General features: G+C 43.5%; 15 protein-coding genes. 12 read left to right on the top strand and 3 right to left on the bottom strand.

Annotated features, from left to right (window positions below; all coding sequences use genetic code 11):
• The first annotated feature begins 68 nt into the window (after positions 1-68).
• On the top strand, positions 69-857 hold the full coding sequence (gene spo0A / locus ERJ70_RS11080) for a sporulation transcription factor Spo0A (RefSeq protein WP_209364950.1): 789 nt from the start codon (positions 69-71) through the stop codon (positions 855-857).
• A gap of 458 nt (positions 858-1,315) precedes the next feature.
• Entirely contained in the window at positions 1,316-2,668 is a 1,353-nt protein-coding gene (locus ERJ70_RS11075) for an aspartate kinase (protein ID WP_209364949.1), read from the top strand.
• Between the two features lie 131 nt (positions 2,669-2,799).
• Here the strand turns inward: ERJ70_RS11075 and ERJ70_RS11070 are convergent, their stop codons facing one another.
• The 3 genes from ERJ70_RS11070 to ERJ70_RS11060 all read right to left on the bottom strand — a co-directional run bounded on the left by ERJ70_RS11070 (position 2,800) and on the right by ERJ70_RS11060 (position 5,796).
• Positions 2,800-3,534 carry a 3'-5' exonuclease gene (locus ERJ70_RS11070; protein ID WP_245207929.1) on the bottom strand — a complete coding sequence of 245 codons (735 nt, stop codon included), beginning with the start codon at positions 3,532-3,534 and terminating at the stop codon, positions 2,800-2,802.
• A gap of 1 nt (position 3,535) precedes the next feature.
• Positions 3,536-5,446 carry a DUF294 nucleotidyltransferase-like domain-containing protein gene (locus ERJ70_RS11065; protein ID WP_209364948.1) on the bottom strand — a complete coding sequence of 637 codons (1,911 nt, stop codon included), beginning with the start codon at positions 5,444-5,446 and terminating at the stop codon, positions 3,536-3,538.
• 128 nt (positions 5,447-5,574) lie between these two features.
• Entirely contained in the window at positions 5,575-5,796 is a 222-nt protein-coding gene (locus ERJ70_RS11060; RefSeq protein ID WP_209364947.1) for a DUF2627 family protein, read from the bottom strand.
• Between the two features lie 172 nt (positions 5,797-5,968).
• Here ERJ70_RS11060 and ERJ70_RS11055 point away from each other — a divergent pair, with 172 nt between their 5' ends.
• The 10 genes from ERJ70_RS11055 (at position 5,969) to ERJ70_RS11010 (ending at position 17,354) form a co-directional block, all read left to right on the top strand.
• Positions 5,969-8,035, top strand: a complete 2,067-nt coding sequence (locus tag ERJ70_RS11055; protein WP_209364946.1) for a sigma 54-interacting transcriptional regulator — start codon at positions 5,969-5,971, stop codon at positions 8,033-8,035.
• Between the two features lie 43 nt (positions 8,036-8,078).
• On the top strand, positions 8,079-8,978 hold the full coding sequence (yqiS, locus tag ERJ70_RS11050) for a phosphate butyryltransferase (RefSeq protein WP_209364945.1): 900 nt from the start codon (positions 8,079-8,081) through the stop codon (positions 8,976-8,978).
• Positions 8,979-8,991: 13 nt separating this feature from the next.
• A complete protein-coding gene (gene bcd, locus ERJ70_RS11045; protein WP_209364944.1) occupies positions 8,992-10,086 on the top strand; it encodes a branched-chain amino acid dehydrogenase in 1,095 nt (364 codons plus the stop codon).
• Between the two features lie 32 nt (positions 10,087-10,118).
• Positions 10,119-11,207: a butyrate kinase gene (gene buk, locus ERJ70_RS11040; RefSeq protein WP_209364943.1), complete on the top strand. Its 1,089-nt coding sequence runs from the start codon at positions 10,119-10,121 to the stop codon at positions 11,205-11,207.
• A gap of 16 nt (positions 11,208-11,223) precedes the next feature.
• Positions 11,224-12,648: a dihydrolipoyl dehydrogenase gene (lpdA, locus tag ERJ70_RS11035; RefSeq protein WP_209364942.1), complete on the top strand. Its 1,425-nt coding sequence runs from the start codon at positions 11,224-11,226 to the stop codon at positions 12,646-12,648.
• A 73-nt stretch (positions 12,649-12,721) separates the two neighbouring features.
• Complete coding sequence (locus tag ERJ70_RS11030; protein ID WP_209369316.1) at positions 12,722-13,660, top strand: thiamine pyrophosphate-dependent dehydrogenase E1 component subunit alpha; 939 nt, start codon at positions 12,722-12,724, stop codon at positions 13,658-13,660.
• 11 nt (positions 13,661-13,671) lie between these two features.
• The gene (locus ERJ70_RS11025; protein WP_209364941.1) at positions 13,672-14,655 is read left to right on the top strand and encodes an alpha-ketoacid dehydrogenase subunit beta; all 984 of its coding nucleotides are present in this window, start codon (positions 13,672-13,674) and stop codon (positions 14,653-14,655) included.
• 18 nt (positions 14,656-14,673) lie between these two features.
• On the top strand, positions 14,674-15,945 hold the full coding sequence (locus tag ERJ70_RS11020) for a dihydrolipoamide acetyltransferase family protein (RefSeq protein ID WP_209364940.1): 1,272 nt from the start codon (positions 14,674-14,676) through the stop codon (positions 15,943-15,945).
• A gap of 546 nt (positions 15,946-16,491) precedes the next feature.
• Positions 16,492-16,728: a hypothetical protein gene (locus tag ERJ70_RS11015; RefSeq protein WP_209364939.1), complete on the top strand. Its 237-nt coding sequence runs from the start codon at positions 16,492-16,494 to the stop codon at positions 16,726-16,728.
• 194 nt (positions 16,729-16,922) lie between these two features.
• Positions 16,923-17,354, top strand: coding sequence for a BrxA/BrxB family bacilliredoxin (locus tag ERJ70_RS11010; protein ID WP_083334658.1), 432 nt, complete (start codon positions 16,923-16,925; stop codon positions 17,352-17,354).
• The last annotated feature ends 27 nt before the right edge of the window (positions 17,355-17,381 follow it).

Here is a 17,381-nt window from a genome sequence, read left to right as displayed (position 1 = left end):
ATATCGTATTTATGTCGAAATCATAACGAGGAACTCAGGGAGGAATTACTTAAAGGAGGAAATTTGGAGTGGAGAAAATTAAAGTTTGTTTAGTCGACGACAACCGGGAGCTAATTAATTTAATGGAGGAGTATTTCGATGACAAAGAAGATATTGAAGTCATCGGTACTGCCTATAATGGGAAAGACTGCCTGCAGATGCTGGAAGAGCTTGATCCAGACGTGTTAGTGCTGGATATCATTATGCCACACATCGATGGTCTGGCAGTATTGGGGAAAATAAAAGAACTGGAAAAGGAAAAATACCCAAACGTCATTATGCTGACTGCTTTCGGACAGGAAGAAGTAACCAAAAAAGCAGTAGATCTAGGTGCCTCATACTTTATTCTTAAACCATTTGACTTGGACAGTTTAGCGGATCAAATCAGACAAGTCCATGGTATTGCTCCTTCTTTCGATAATGTCAGCACAAGCAAACAAAAAGGAAAACGAGATGACCGGAAAAAAGATTTGGAAACAAGCATTACCCACATCATCCACGAAATAGGTGTCCCTGCACATATCAAGGGATATATGTATTTGCGGGAAGCGATCACCATGGTTTACAAGGATATCGAGTTACTAGGATCCATCACAAAGGTACTGTACCCGGACATCGCCAAAAAGTACAATACGACAGCTTCACGGGTAGAACGGGCTATCCGCCATGCCATCGAAGTTGCCTGGAGCAGAGGAAACATGGAGTCTATTTCTTCCCTTTTCGGATACACGGTAAGCATTTCCAAAGCCAAACCGACCAATTCTGAATTCATTGCGATGGTGGCCGACAGGCTGCGGCTGGAACACCGGGCAAGTTAAGCGGATTTATCCTTAATTCTTGTCATGGCTTCACAACATCCTTCTTTATCGATGTTAATCGATAAAGAAGGATGTTTTTTATATAGGAAATGATAAATTTAACTGTCTGTGGCTGAAACAGCCACGTCCAGCTCCAGCGCATACCTCCTCGAGGTCTTAAGTCCAGCCTCTGTGTGGCAAAAAGTGCCACGCCGAGGCTGTTCTTAAGCTTGTCGGAGGCCCAAACGATGTGGGTCATGCAGGCGTTGCCACAGGACGTGGCGCCCCTAGCCTGTGCTCCTTTAAACAGGCGCTTGCACTTTTGTTCTGCTCTATTTTCAAATACTGAAGTCCCTGAATAACAGGATATTATCGCGCGTTGCATAGTCGTCTTTCACTTACCAGTAGGAATTTCTGTCGGAAGTGTGTTAATATTTTATACTAGAGACAAAATTTAAAAAATGGAGAGAGTAATTGACATGAAAGTAGCTAAGTTTGGCGGAAGCTCTGTGGCAAGCGCGAAAATGCTTGAAAAGGTGGCCGGGATTATACAAGCCGATTCCGATCGACGGGTTATCGTCGTTTCAGCACCGGGAAAACGGTACAGTGATGATACAAAAGTCACTGACTTGTTGATTAACTTGTGCACCGCTTATGTAAACGGGGAAAGTTATGAAAAAGAAATCGACCTTGTCATCGAAAGATTTAAGGATATTACTGAAGAACTGAACCTTCCTGAGGAGATCTTGCAGGAAATTCGGAAGGATATTCAGTCGGTGATCCATTCCGACTATGAGAACGAGTTGAAAAAGGATGCTTTCAAAGCGGTTGGAGAGGATTCCCTTGCAAAACTGCTAAGTGTCTACTTGCAATCGCTTGGCATGGATGCTTCTTACTTAAACCCCAAAGAAGCGGGGATTATCGTCAGCGATGAACCGGGAAGTGCGCAAATTTTGGATGAAAGCTTCGATCATCTGTACAAGCTCCATGACCGTAAAGACATCGTGGTAATTCCAGGATTTTTCGGATTTACAAAAGAAGGCAAACTGATGACATTCCCTAGAGGTGGGTCTGATATAACTGGTTCGATTGTCGCAGCAGGGGTGAAGGCCGACTTGTATGAAAACTTTACGGATGTTGACTCAGTTTATTGTGTGAACCCTACTATCGTAGACAATCCACGGGAAATCACTTCATTGACATACAAAGAGATGCGTGAACTTTCCTATGCAGGTTTTTCTGTTTTCCATGATGAAGCATTGATACCTGCTTTCAAAGCAAGCATCCCAGTATGCATTAAAAACACACATAACCCGGATGGACTGGGAACGATGATTGTGTCGGAAAAGCATATGACCCCTAACCCGGTAGTCGGGATTGCCAGCGATAAAGGATTTCTAAGCCTTTATGTCAGCAAGTACTTAATGAACAGAGAACTAGGTTTCGGTCGAAGATTGTTAAATATCCTGGAAGATGAGAACATTTCTTTTGAACATACACCTTCAGGTATCGACGACATGTCAGTAATCATGAGGGAATCACAATTTCCTAAGGAAAAAGAAGAGCGTGTTATCCGCAGGATTAAAGAAGAATTGGATGCCGACATGGTATCGATCGATCGTGGTCTGGCTTTAGTAATGATTGTCGGGGAAGGAATGCATAGTACGGTCGGACTGGCCCAGAAAGCAACCGAAGCATTTGCTGAGGCCAATGTGAATTTGGAAATGATCAACCAAGGGTCTTCTGAGGTGGCAATGATGTTTGGAATTAAAGAATCTGGACTGGAAGCATCTGTCCGGGCGCTTTACAAAGCTTTTTTTAAAGATCAGTAAACGATATATTTGTATTAAAGTGTCTGAGATAAAAGCCGCTGCAATGCAAAAACCGAACGATGATTCGAAATCCTAAGCTTTCGAACTCGTTCGGTTTTTTAAGTGGATGGACGGTTTATGTCCCAGCCTTTTTATTTGTTTTGTAACTGCTCGAGAATTGGACCAAGTTCCTGATATGTTGAAATACCCAGCTTCATTGCTTCTTCAAGCAAATACTCAAAAAGTTCCGCTGTCATGATAGCATCGTTCAATGCATGGTGCCGCTCCAACCTTTCGATTCCTAAGTAACGGATCAATGGATCCAACTGGTGGTTTACCTTGGGCAGCAGCCACTTAGCCATTAACTGGGAATCGAGTACATATGGCTGATATGCTGGTAGTTTCCATCGTTTAATCATGGTTTGTAAAAACCGAATATCAAATTTTGCCGGATGGGCAACAAGGATGGTGCCCCTGCTATATTGCAAGAAGTTACTGAATGCATCGATGAATGGGCTGGCATTCACCAATTCCTGTTTATCGATGCCAGTTAAATTTTTTATCCTCTTCGACACTGGCCGGACAGGTTTGATAATTTGATGAAACTTTTCTGTCCTGCAAAACTTATTTCCAGTAAGTTGAATGGCGCCAATAGAAATAATCTCATGACCGATTTCCGGAATTAATCCTGTTGTTTCCAAATCAAATACAGTAAAAGTTGCTTTTGTGAAATCGGTTGTTTCCATGGCTGGGTCTTCTTCCCTGTTTTCCAGGTTTTCTGCCAGGCTTTGATAAGATTCCCAGTTGAAGTAAGGCTTGATTTTTTGTTGGAACATTGGTTTTTCGAATAGAAAATATTTTAATATTTGTAAGTCAATTGGTAACAAGCTATACCACCCTGTTCCTGTTATAACTCAGTTCCAATACTTGCTGTAGCCTTTTGGCGATTGCTAAGGCTTCACGGAGTTTCCGTTTTTCTTCTTTATTTAGTTGATGCAGGCTGATATCGTTGGTCAGCGCTTTATTGTCTTCCATTTGCGCGAGGTTTTGTTCCAGTCGGAAGGTCAGTAATCGATGCAAAGCCATTTTTGCATTTTCTGCATCCCGTGGATGAAACCGTTCTTCTTCTGTCAGTCGGTTCAAACGGTCGATGGTTCCGACACTGTCTATTCCATAACGGATGGAGTAAATTCTGACAGCATTGACGATTTGCATGATAGCCGATTTTTTCAAGTTAAGATTCCGCTGTTTTCCTACACCGATGATTCTGCCAAAAGGCTGAAAAGGTACACGGAACCTCAACGTATCCTTCATCAGAAGTTGATGGACGTGCAGCTTCTTCTTCACCTTTTCTGTTAATTGTTCGCGAAGCTGATATGCGAGAGAATAGTCGCCGAAAACCGGCCGAAAATCCATGAAAATGGTAAAGTCCCGGATTTCCTGGGCATCCATGGATTTGATCCATTCCTCGAGGTTATCGGACCATTCCCCGATTGAGTGTCTCCACTTTGATTCTTTTGACATAATGCCGCCAGTACACAATGGAAAACCACACTGTTCCAGCATAAAATTCACCTTTTGACTGAACAGACGGAAATATCGCTCTATTTCTTCTGCATTCTTCATATTGTGATAATCGGATAGAATAAGACCGTTGTCCTGGTCGGTGCTGAATCCTTGCTCTTTTCGTCCTTCCGATCCCATCACAATGAAACAATAATTAATAGCAGGAGTGCCATAGCCTTCGTTTTTCATTTCTTCTTCCGCGAGATGGATCACCTGTTTGTGAATTCGGTCATTCATACTAGATATTAACTCGCAAATTTCGTAACCGAAGGTGCCCTGATCGATCAACTGTCGGATGAAGGTTTGAAATGCTTGGTTATAAAACGGAGATAATTTTCTCAATTCTTCTACGTTTACGGAGTTGGATATGCGGTAAGTCAAATCAAAATAAATCGAGTCCTGTATATTGAAAAAGGAGGATTGACGCAGAAAACCAACGACATTCTCTTTATAAAAAACAGGAATGATGGAAGTCGGATGATGCTTTAAGTAGGATAGCGCTTCATAAATAAAATTACTCGACATCACCGCATATACATCTGTTTTCATGTATTTTTCTACATCGTTGTCCTGATTGTTTTGGAAAAATGCAGTCAAAATTTCCGAGTAGCCGATCATGCCGAGCATTTGTTTGTGATTATCGCTGACAATAACGCCCTCCAGTTCCTTATCCTGCAAAACCTTCGCTGCTTCAGCAATCGTTGCAGATGAATGAATGAAAACAGGCGATTCCATATATCCATCGACTCTTTTGGTATACAATTCGGTTTCTGATTCTTCATCAGAGTCGGCGCTCTTATATTTAATCTCCTGATATAAACTTTTCATGGTACTGCTGATGCCTTCTAATACGACATTGGAAAATTGCTGGTTTGAAGACATCAGTGCCATGAAGGCAGATTTAGGAAAACAAAGGGTCTGAGTCGTTTCCATCGCCTGTACAGAAAACTTCATTTCACCGCTGGACATCACCACCATCATCCCCACCAGATCTCCTGGATAATAATAACGGATGGACAGCTGTTTACCGTTCGAACGATGCATGATGCTGTTCCCCAGTCCAGAAATCATAAAGTGGATGTCAATATCGTCTTCGTTTTGGTCTTCATGGATGATGAATTGATGCGGGTTGTAGTCCTTGATTTTTGCATGCTTTGTCAAGAATTCGAACTCCTCGTCAGACAACAAGCTGAACGGGTAGTGGGACTGAAACATGTACAGATATGCTTCCATAGGGCGACCTCCTGTATATATCCATGATGTAGTTATTTGTTGTTTTTATTGTATAGGAAATGATAAATTTAACTGTCTGTGGATAATCATTGGCTGAACCAGCCACGTCCAGCTCCAGCGCTTTTGTCCTATTTATCCTTTGTCAAATTTCTTTTTCTGTCTCGGAACAAAATAAAACCACCTATAAAGGCGAGTCCGGCCAATAAAAGAATCAAACCTGCAGCAAACTGGATCCCCACGTGAAAAAACAAAGGATAGAAATCTCCAAAAAATGCATCTCTCATCAATTTAATTCCAAAAGTGGCCGCTATTCCAGGTATGATTAATATTAGTAGTGCAATAAACCTCATCTATTTTCTCCTTTACTTCCTTCTCTTTCGCGTTTTCTTGCTATGAACGGTTGTTTCCTATAATCGTGCACACATGTAGTATAGCAGAGATAAACATCGATGTCTTTCTTGCTAAAATGTGCAGGTTTGTTTATGATGGAAGTGTGCAAAAAAATGCAAGGTGTGGTGCTGGATGAAGCGAGTGCTAATCATTGGCGGAGGAAAAGGTGGTACAGCTTTACTTAAATTGCTGATTGCAACCAATCGTATGAAGATTGTTGCATTGGTGGATACGGATAAGCATGCACCAGGGTTGAAGGCTGCCGAAGCAAATCATATACCTACTGGACGGCGGTGGCAGGACTGGATAGACCGGGACATTGACATTGTCATAGAAGCTACCGGGTCGGAAGAAGTGCTCCAAGAGGTGATCAAGGCGCGTGCTCGTAAAACAGTAGTAATTCCTGGATCGGTAGCATACATAACGGCGGAACTGTTGGAAGAAAAAGAAACATTGCTGTCCCAGTTGAAAAATGAAGCACATACGCAAGAATTGATCATGAACAATATCCACGAGGGTATGATTGTTATCGATGATTCGGAGTCGGTGGTTTTTGTGAATAAACGTGCCGAGCAAATCGTCGATGTACCTAGAAAAGAATTTCTTCATAAACCAATCAGGGAAGTGATTGATCAAACAAGACTTCCCAAAGTTTTACGCTCAAGAAAAAAAGAAGTGAATCAGAAGCTGATATTGGAAAATGGAAAAAAAGTGATCACAACGAGAATACCGATTATCGATGCAAACAACCGGTTAAAAGGGGCTTTTGCTGTTTTTCGGGATATCACAGAAGTGGTGGAGCTCGCTGAGCAAGTGACCGGATTAAAAGAAGTAAAGAAAATGCTCGAAGCCATTTTTCATTCTTCCGATGAAGCAATCAGCGTCGTCGATGAAGAAGGCCTCGGTATTATGGTCAACCCTGCCTACACCAGGATTACCGGACTTGCAGAAAAGGATATTATTGGAAAACCTGCTTCCGCGGATATCACAGAAGGGGAAAGCATGCACATGAAGGTTCTCCAGACAAGAAGGCCGGTCAGAGGGGTCCGCATGAAAGTGGGTCCAGCAAAAAAAGAAGTCCTGGTAAATGTGGCACCAATTATCGTTGATGGCAAGCTGAAGGGCAGCGTGGGAGTGCTGCATGATGTATCAGAAATCACTTCTTTATCGAGTGAACTCCGCAGAGCAAGACAAATTATTCGAAATTTGGAAGCAAAATATACGTTTGATGATATTATCGGTTCCTCCAATGAAATGAAGCTTTCGCTCGAACAGGCCCGTGTGGGAGCAAAAACACCTGCTACCGTTCTGTTGAGAGGCGAATCCGGTACCGGCAAAGAATTGTTTGCCCATGCTATCCATAACGAAAGCAACCGCAGAAACAATAAATTCATCAGGGTTAACTGTGCAGCGATGGAAGAGAAAACGCTCGAAGGTGAGCTGTTCGGTTATGCCGAAGGGGTCCTGCCTCACTCAAAGCAAGGTGCGAAAAGCGGTTACTTTGAAGACGCCAATAACGGAAGCATTTTTTTAGATGAAATCGGTGAAATGAGCCTGTCATTGCAGGCAAAACTGCTTCGCGTACTGCAGGAGAGTGAAATTTTCCGGGTTGGTGGAACTAAACCCATCCGCGTAGATGTCCGGATTATTACGGCAACAAACGTCAATTTAGAGAAGGCTATCATGAATGGGGATTTTCGGGAGGACTTATACTACCGATTAAACCGGCTGCCGATTTTCATCCCGGCGTTACGGGAGCGAATCGAGGATATCGACGAGCTCTCAAGTCATTTGATCGACAAGATCAATCAAGATTATGGGAGAAATGTACGAGAACTCGATAATGAAGCTTTAACGTATTTAAAAACGTACAATTGGCCGGGTAACATCCGGGAATTGGAGAATGTGATTGGAAGAGCCATGATAAAAATGCAGGTGGGAGAAGAGGTCATTACCTTGGATCATCTACCGGAGCTTCCGACAGAACAGGACATCAAACCCGATATAACCAGTTTTCAAGGACAGCCGCTTCAGGAAGCTGTGGAAACCTTTGAAAAGCAGGTTATTGCAGCGGCTTTTAAAGAGCAGCAATTTAATAAAACAAAGACAGCCGAAGCACTCGGTATTTCGGTCAGGAACTTATATTACAAGATGGAAAAATACAATATAGAAAAAAATAGCATGCAAGATTTTTCATAGTTATTTGGTGAAGAGCTTATATAGAAATGTCGGGGGATGCTGGATGAAACAATTACAAGATCTTCTTCAAACAATACCTGAAAGAAAAATGCCAACGGTTGCGGTAGTCCAGGCTGCAGACAAGGAAGTATTGACAGCTGTCATGGCCGGATTGGATAGACAACTTTGTCAATTTATTCTTTATGGCGACGGCAGCTTCATCCGTAACTTTTTTGAAGAGGCAGGAGTCGACATCCAAAACGGGCTGCGAATTGTGGAGGCAACCACATCCGAATTGGCTGCCAAGCAGGCGGTTAAGGATGTAAGCCACGGCGATGCGGATGTGGTCATGAAAGGTAATATCGACACAAGTATACTACTAAAGGCAGTACTGAATAAACAGGATGGGCTTAGGACCGACAGTGTCCTGTCCCACGTTGCTCTTTTTGAAGTTCCTGGCCGGGAAGACTGTATTCTGCTAACAGATGCAGCCATGAATATTGCGCCAGACTTAGAAATCAAAACCAGTATAGTTAGGAATGCCGTCCATGTTGCTAAAAGCATCGGTATCGATATACCTAAAGTGGCAGCGTTGGCCGCAGTGGAAAAGGTCAACGCTGCCATGCCGGCAACTGTCGATGCAGCCAGACTTTCCGACATGCAGAAGAATGGAGAGATTGCAGGCTGTCTGATAGATGGACCACTTGCCTTTGATGCGGCTGTTTCATTGGAAGCAGCGGCACAAAAAAATATCGAATCAGATATCGCAGGATGTGCGGATATTTTGCTGGTGCCTAGTATTGAAACGGGAAATGCATTATACAAATCATTTGTTTATTTTGCCGGAGCCAATGTGGCTGCTGTTATTGCAGGGGCTAGAGCGCCGATTGTACTTACTTCTCGTTCCGATACGGCTGAAAACAAGTTATATTCACTGGCATTGGCTTTACGCACGTTACAATAAGGAGGAAAAACCAATGGAAATATTCAAGTACATGGAAAGTTACGATTATGAACAACTATTATTCTGTCAAGATGAACAATCGGGTTTGAAAGCGATCGTTGCAATTCACGATACGACATTAGGACCTGCTTTGGGCGGGACGAGAATGTGGACTTATGATTCAGAAGAAGCAGCCATTACGGATGCATTGCGCTTAGCTAAAGGAATGACATATAAAAATGCTGCAGCGGGCCTCAATCTTGGCGGCGGTAAAACAGTGATTATCGGTGACCCTAAAAAGGATAAGAACGAAGCAATGTTCCGTGCATTCGGAAGGTTCATCCAGGGACTGAACGGCAGATATATCACGGCAGAGGATGTAGGAACCACTGTCAATGATATGGATTTAATCCATGAGGAAACGGACTTCGTTACCGGAATTTCTCCTGAGTTTGGATCTTCCGGAAATCCATCGCCAGTAACAGCATATGGAGTATATAAAGGAATCAAGGCTGCCGCAAAACAAGCTTTTGGAACGGACTCACTAGAAGGTAAAACCGTAGCTGTACAGGGTGTCGGGAATGTTGCTTTTAATTTGTGTGGCCATTTGCATGAGGAAGGAGCCCAACTGATTGTTACGGATATTAATAAAGAATCTGTCAATCGTGCAGTTGAGGCTTATGGCGCCAAAGCGGTGGATCCGGAGGATATTTACCAGGTGGATTGCGATATATATGCTCCGTGTGCATTAGGAGCGACTATAAATGATGAAACAATTCCGCAGCTAAAAGCAAAGGTTGTTGCCGGTGCAGCCAACAACCAGCTTCAAGATACAAAACATGGGGATATTCTCCATGAAAAAGGAATCGTTTATGCTCCTGATTATGTCATCAACGCTGGTGGAGTCATCAATGTTGCAGATGAATTGATTGGGTATAACCAGGATAGGGCCATGAAGCGGGTGGAAACCATTTACAGCAATTTGGAACGTGTGTTTGAAATTTCCAAACGGGATAACATTCCAACTTATGCCGCAGCTGATCGGATGGCGGAAGAAAGGATCGAAATGCTCAAACAATCCAGGAGCCAGTTCTTGGCAAATGGCCACCACATTATAAGTAGACGATAATGACACGGCAAGATTAACGACGGGGGTTCGAAATGGTGTTACAAGTTCATCGAGTGTTAGTTATTAATCCTGGTTCGACTTCTACTAAAATCGGGGTTTTCGATAATGATCAATGTTTGTTTGAGAAAACAATTAGGCATTCCGCTGAGGAGATTGGGCAATTTCAGCGGGTTATCGATCAATACGCTTTTCGAAAAGCGGTCATTTTAGAACAGCTTCACCAGGAGGGAATCAATATTTCCAAGTTGGACGCCGTTTGTGGGCGGGGTGGATTGCTACGTCCCATTGAAGGCGGAACCTATTTGGTCAACGAGGAGATGCTGCAGGATTTACGCATGGGGTATAATGGGGAGCATGCTTCCAACCTTGGAGGAATTTTGGCATACGAAATAGCATCGGGTTTGAACATCCATGCTTTTATCGTCGACCCTGTGGTAGTGGACGAATTGGCGGAAATCGCCAGGTACTCAGGTGTTCCGGATATTCCCAGAAAAAGCATTTTTCATGCGCTCAATCAGAAAGCTGTTGCCAGGCGGGCTGCCCTTGAACTGAATCAACCTTACCGACAATTACGCTTGATCGTCGCACACATGGGCGGTGGTATAACCGTTGGTGCCCATGATTGCGGCCGTGTCGTTGATGTCAACAATGGCTTGCATGGGGATGGACCGTTTTCCCCAGAAAGAGCGGGTACGGTCCCTGCAGGCGATTTGATCTCGATGTGTTTTTCCGGACAGTTTTACCGGGATGAGGTTATGGAGAAAATTGTAGGTAAAGGCGGCTTAGTCGGTTATTTGCAAACCAATGACGCTCAGGAAGTAGAGCGAAGGATTGAGAGTGGTGACGAGCAGGCCCTTGCCGTTTATCAGGCAATGGCTTATCAAGTGACCAAAGAGATTGGTTCTATGGCAGTCGTGTTAAACGGCAAGGTTGATGGCATTGTACTCACCGGTGGCCTGGCTTATGGGAAAACATTTGTCGAGATGATTGCCGAACGGGTTAATTGGATTGCCGATGTCCTGGTGTATCCCGGAGAAAATGAACTGCAAGCACTTGCAGAAGGGACAATACGTGTGCTGGCTGGAGAAGAAGAACCGAAAGAATATCCCAATCCTGTATAAATAAAGGAGTGAGTTTATGGCACAAGATTACGATCTAGTAATTATCGGCGGTGGTACTGGCGGTTATGTAGCTGCTATCCGGGCTTCCCAACTCGGTTTGAAAACTGCTGTCGTAGAAAAAGGAAAGCTGGGTGGAACATGTCTTCATCAAGGCTGTATCCCATCGAAAGCACTGCTGCGGAGTGCGGAGATTTTCCGGCAAGCAAAAGAAGCGGATAAGTACGGGGTAAGCGTTTCTGAACCTGTCATCAACTTTTTGAAAGTCCAAGAACGCAAACAGAATATTATCGATACATTACATAAGGGTGTTCAGGGACTGATGAAAAAAGGGAAAATCGACGTTTATGAAGGGACAGGCAGAATATTAGGTCCATCTATTTTCTCTCCAACTGCAGGCACGGTTTCAGTTGAATTCGAAAATGGGGACGAAAACGAAATGTTGGTACCGAAAAACGTAATCATCGCCACCGGATCTAAACCGAAAACATTGCCTGGATTAAAGCTGGATGGTGATTTGGTGATGTCATCTGACCATGCGTTGGAGATGGAAGAACTGCCTGCTTCGATAGTCATAGTCGGCGGGGGAGTCATCGGAATTGAATGGGCATCGATGCTGGCTGACTTTGGAGTAAAGGTCGATGTAATCGAATACATGGATAGAATTTTGCCTACGGAGGATAAGGATGTGGCTAAGGAAATGGCCCGCCACCTCAAGCAGAAAAACATAACGATTCATACGGGAGCGAAAGTGGCGCCGGAATCCCTCCGCAAAGAGACCGGGATTGAAATCACTGCTGAAATCAACGGAGAGCAGAAAACTTTCTCTGCTGACAAAATGCTTGTATCGGTTGGGAGAGAAGCCAATGTAGCAAACATTGGACTAGAAAATACGGATATTGTCGTCAATGAACGAGGCGTAATTCAAGTAAACGAGGCTTATCAAACCAAAGAATCTCACATCTATGCAATCGGGGACGTTATAGGTGGCATGCAGCTTGCTCACGTGGCTTCTCATGAAGGGATAAAGGCAGTCGAACATATGGCTGATCAGAAACCGGAACCGATTCGCTATGAGGAAATCCCTTCCTGTGTGTACTCCAGTCCGGAAGCTGCTAGTGTTGGCTTGACTGAAACGGAAGCGACAGAAAAAGGATATCAGGTGAAAACCGGCAAGATGCCATTCACGGCTATCGGAAAAGCATTGGTTCACGGCGAATCTGCGGGTTTTGTCAAGGTTATAGCCGACAAAGAAACCGATGATATTCTTGGTATCCATATGATTGGCCCTCATGTAACAGATATGATTTCAGAAGCAGGATTGGCAAAAGTACTAGATGCCACTCCGTGGGAAATCGGGGAAACCATCCATCCACATCCAACTTTATCAGAAGCAATTGGTGAAGCGGCATTGGCTGTGGACGGAAAGCAAATACATGGATAAATAGCAAGGAGGGTAAACAGTGACAGAAAATAGACATGATAAACTTGGTTTAAGTGATGAACAGGTACTTGACATGTACCGTACGATGCTTTTGGCTAGAAGAATTGATGAGCGCATGTGGCTGCTGAACCGTGCCGGGAAAATTCCATTTGTCATATCTTGCCAGGGACAAGAAGCAGCACAGGTTGGCGCAGCTTTTGCATTGGATCGTACGAAGGACTATGCGCTTCCTTATTACCGGGATATGGGTGTGGTTCTTGCATTCGGGATGACTGCAAAAGAATTGATGTTATCCGGATTTGCCAAAGCGGAAGATCCAAATTCCGGTGGTAGACAAATGCCGGGTCATTTTGGACAGAAGAAGAATCGAATCGTTACAGGCTCTTCACCTGTGACGACACAAGTTCCGCATGCTGTCGGAATAGCTCTTGCAGGGAAAATGGAAGAAAAGGATTTTGTCAGTCTGGTAACTTTTGGCGAAGGTTCGTCCAACCAAGGGGACTTTCATGAAGGAGCGAATTTTGCAGGGGTCCATAAATTGCCGGTAATCTTCATGGTGGAAAACAACAAATATGCGATATCTGTTCCAGTAAGCAAACAGCTTGCCTGTGAAAAAGTCTCCGACCGTGCGCAAGGATATGGCATGCCGGGTTTCACGGTTGACGGCAACGACCCGTTGGCAGTTTATGAAGCAGTCAAACAGGCAGCCGACAGGGGAAGACGTGGAGAAGGTCCAAGTTTGATCGAAGCTGTTTCTTACAGGCTGACGGCACATTCCAGTGATGATGATGATCGTACCTATCGTCAAAAGGAAGAAGTGGAGGCGGCTCGTCAAGAGGATTCCATTCATACATTTTCAGCTTACTTGCGGGAACTCGGCATTTTGACAGAAGAAAAAGAGCAGGAAATGCAGAATGAAATCATGAGTTTGGTTAATGAAGCGACAGATTATGCTGAAAATGCAGCTTATGCTGATCCGGAAACGATTTTTAATTATGTTTATGCAGAGTGAGGAGGGTTTTTATGCCGGTAAAGTCTTATATACAAGCAGTGACGCAGGCTTTGTCAGAAGAGATGGAACGGGACCAAAAAGTATTTGTCCTTGGGGAAGATGTCGGTAAAAGAGGCGGAGTTTTCCGTGCCACGGATGGACTTTATGAAAAATTTGGAGAAGCAAGGGTGCTGGATACCCCGCTTGCAGAATCAGCTATCGCAGGTGTAGGAATCGGTGCAGCGATGTATGGCATGCGACCGGTAGCTGAGATGCAGTTTGCTGACTTCATCATGCCAGCAGTTAACCAGATTATATCTGAAGCAGCAAAAATCAGGTATCGTTCAAATAACGATTGGGATTGTCCGATTACAATCCGGGCGCCGTATGGCGGAGGAGTTCATGGAGCGTTGTACCATTCACAGTCCATAGAAGCAGTATTTGCCAATCAACCTGGTTTGAAAATTGTTATGCCGTCCACTCCTTACGATGTCAAAGGGTTGTTAAAAGCTGCCATCCGCGACGATGATCCAGTCCTGTTTTTCGAACACAAACGCGCTTACCGCCTGATTAAAGGGGAAGTTCCGGATGAAGATTATACCCTTCCATTGGGAAAAGCCGATGTAAAAAGAAACGGATCAGATATTACGGTGATAACCTATGGATTGTGTGTCCATTTCGCACTACAGGCAGCGGAAAAGCTGGAGCAGGAAGGAATCGATGCACATATTTTGGATCTCCGGACCGTTTACCCGCTTGACCGGGAAGCGATTATAGAAGCAGCATCAAAAACAGGTAAAGTGCTATTGCTTACCGAGGACAACAAAGAAGGAAGCATTATCGGAGAAGTCGCTGCAATCATCGCTGAAGAATGCTTGTTTGAGTTAGATGCACCGATTCAGCGCTTGGCTGGACCGGAGGTACCGGCAATGCCGTATGCCCCCACCATGGAAAAACACTTTATGGTCAATCCGGATAAGGTGGAAAAAGCAATGCGTGAACTGGCAGAATTTTAATGACGAGGAGGGAACGCTGTGTCCATAGAAAAAATCAATATGCCTCAGCTTGGTGAAAGTGTGACAGAAGGAACAATAAGCCAATGGCTCGTAAAGCCTGGCGATCAAGTCAATAAGTACGATCCGATTGCGGAAGTAATGACAGATAAAGTAAATGCAGAAGTGCCTTCATCCTTTACAGGTACCTTGACGGAAATTGCGGCAGAAGAAGGCGATACGGTAGCTGTTGGTGATTTAATGTGTTATATCGAAGTAGCAGGCGGGGAGAGCAGCGCGCCTGCAGCTGAAGAAGCGAACACAAATGCAACAGGTAACACAGATGCTCCTGAACCGAAGACGGAAGAATCATCGATGAAAAAAAGATACTCTCCGGCGGTCATGCGGCTTGCTCAGGAAAACAATATCCAGCTTGATCAGGTGGAAGGAAGCGGAAAAGGCGGAAGAATCACTCGAAAAGATATTGAAAAGATCATCGCTTCTGGTGGTCCGTCCAAGCAGAAAGAAACAATCGTTGAAAATAACGAGCCTTCTGAAAATGCAAGAGTCGATAGTAAGGCACCGGAAACGAAGCAACCAGTACATACTAGCATTGGTGCGAAGGAAATTCCGGTAACCGGGGTACGCAAGGCAATAGCCAATAATATGGTGAAAGCCAAAACGGAAATTCCCCATGCTTGGATGATGGTCGAAGTTGATGTAACAGACCTGGTAAAATACCGAAATTCCGTAAAAGACCAATTTAAACAGGAAGAAGGCTTCGGTCTCACATTCTTTGCTTTTTTTGTGAAGGCTGTTTCAAAAGCACTGAAGGAATTTCCGCAGCTTAACAGCTCTTGGGCCGGCGATAAAATTATTCAGCATAAAGATGTGAATATATCGATTGCAGTCGCTAAAGAACAAGAATTATTTGTACCTGTAATAAAAGCTGCTGATGAGAAAAGCATCAAAGGAATCGCCAAGGATATACACGCTCTGGCCAGCAAAGCGAGAAACGGAAAACTGACTGCCCAGGATATGGAAGGTGGAACGTTCACCGTTAACAATACCGGGTCGTTTGGTTCCGTCCAATCAATGGGAGTCATCAATTACCCGCAGGCTGCTATCCTGCAGGTTGAATCCATTGTCAAACGCCCAGTGATTATTGATGACATGTTTGCGGCAAAAGATATGGTCAATCTTTGTCTATCGCTCGATCACCGTGTTTTAGATGGATTGATTTGTGGACAGTTCCTGGCCCGTTTGAAAGAAATCTTAGAAAATACATCGAGTGAAAATACACCGATTTATTAATTTACTTGAGCATTAATCTCCTGCGGAACGGGTTGAGAAAAAATAGACCAAACGAAGCAGTTCTTTCTTAATGTAAAACCAGAGAAACGAACACAAGACAATTGCAGACCAAATCGCAGCAGATTTGGTCTTTTCTTTCTTTTCTTCACAACATAGAGAAGAATTAGGAGGATGATCAAATGAAAACGACAACGATCGGTCTTATCTAATCATTGCATGCATAGAAATTTTCTTCATAAGTCTTTGGTACTGACAAGTCGACATTTAAAAGCTCAACAGAAAATGCGTCTTCTACTAAATGAAAAATGACTGATAGGCGTTATTTCGTTCTGTTGGTTTTTCGCCTGTTTTGAAAACACCTTTCATCGCTGCATTCATAGCAGGATCAAAATTTTTCACACTTTCTCATTTAGAAGATGAAATATTTTTTTGATATAGCTTTTCTACAAATAAAAAAGTCTTCATGGATATGGTAAACTAACATATAGAATGGGAGATATAGGAGGCTCTCGATCAACGAGTAGTGGTTATAAAAGGAGAGGGAAAATGATCGTAGGACGAATTTTATACATATTAGGGTTAATTTTTGCTGTATATAGTATCGCAGTGCTGGTTATGTCATTTTTCACTGGGGGAGGCAACATTATCATGATATTTGGCGTTTTGAATGGTTTTATCGCCATGGGGGTAGGTGACCTGGTTATCAACATGTATAAAAGAAAGCAGCCTGCAGTTAGTGGGAAACTAGACAATAAGGAACAAGACCAGTATGAAAACGACTGAAATTTTGACGAACATGTCTTTGCTAATTTGAAATGACTGAAAAATATGGGGTACTGGCAATCATGCAGGTTGTAATGAAAAAACAGCAACAAAAAAAGATGCTTGAAACCTTGTCTAAACAGTCTGATTGAAACTCTGGATTATTCTTGTTACGATGAGTACAGTAATATTAACTTTAAGGAGATGGATAGAGAGTGGATTTCAATTTATTCATGGATGATGTCGTCAATTCGGCACGAAAAGATATAACAGAAGCAGGTTATGAAGAGCTAACTACACCAGAAGAGGTGGACCAAGCTTTGAACCGTAAAGGAACAACACTTGTTATGGTAAATTCTACTTGTGGATGTGCAGGTGGAGTCGCTCGTCCGGCAGCTGCCAATGCCATTCATTATGACAAGCGTCCCGAACATCTGGTTACTGTTTTTGCAGGACAGGACAAAGAAGCAACCGAACAAGCAAGAAGTTATTTTGAAGGTTATCCACCATCATCCCCTTCTTTCGCCTTTCTAAAGGACGGAAAAATCGTCACGATGGTTGAACGCCATGATATAGAAGGATTTGGTCCGGTAGACGTCGTAGAAAAACTTCAACATATTTTTGAGGAACATTGCGAAGAAATATAATGAAACACAGAGATATGATGACCTTGC

Source organism: Sediminibacillus dalangtanensis, from assembly GCF_017792025.1.
GTDB lineage: Bacteria > Bacillota > Bacilli > Bacillales > Amphibacillaceae > Sediminibacillus > Sediminibacillus dalangtanensis.
The sequence above is the reverse complement of the archived record's forward strand: the minus strand, read 5'-3'. Positions and strand labels throughout refer to the sequence as shown.

What these genes read in the sequence shown, in the direction of transcription:
- ERJ70_RS11055 (WP_209364946.1), top strand. Translation starts at nt 5,969, where the DNA reads ATGAAGCGAGTGCTAATCATTGGCGGAGGAAAAGGTGGTACAGCTTTA.
- ERJ70_RS11030 (WP_209369316.1), top strand. Translation starts at nt 12,722, where the DNA reads ATGTACCGTACGATGCTTTTGGCTAGAAGAATTGATGAGCGCATGTGG.
- ERJ70_RS11015 (WP_209364939.1), top strand. Translation starts at nt 16,492, where the DNA reads ATGATCGTAGGACGAATTTTATACATATTAGGGTTAATTTTTGCTGTA.
- ERJ70_RS11060 (WP_209364947.1), bottom strand. Translation starts at nt 5,796, where the DNA reads ATGAGGTTTATTGCACTACTAATATTAATCATACCTGGAATAGCGGCC.
- bcd (WP_209364944.1), top strand. Translation starts at nt 8,992, where the DNA reads ATGGAAATATTCAAGTACATGGAAAGTTACGATTATGAACAACTATTA.
- ERJ70_RS11025 (WP_209364941.1), top strand. Translation starts at nt 13,672, where the DNA reads ATGCCGGTAAAGTCTTATATACAAGCAGTGACGCAGGCTTTGTCAGAA.
- ERJ70_RS11075 (WP_209364949.1), top strand. Translation starts at nt 1,316, where the DNA reads ATGAAAGTAGCTAAGTTTGGCGGAAGCTCTGTGGCAAGCGCGAAAATG.
- yqiS (WP_209364945.1), top strand. Translation starts at nt 8,079, where the DNA reads ATGAAACAATTACAAGATCTTCTTCAAACAATACCTGAAAGAAAAATG.
- buk (WP_209364943.1), top strand. Translation starts at nt 10,119, where the DNA reads ATGGTGTTACAAGTTCATCGAGTGTTAGTTATTAATCCTGGTTCGACT.
- ERJ70_RS11065 (WP_209364948.1), bottom strand. Translation starts at nt 5,446, where the DNA reads ATGGAAGCATATCTGTACATGTTTCAGTCCCACTACCCGTTCAGCTTG.
- lpdA (WP_209364942.1), top strand. Translation starts at nt 11,224, where the DNA reads ATGGCACAAGATTACGATCTAGTAATTATCGGCGGTGGTACTGGCGGT.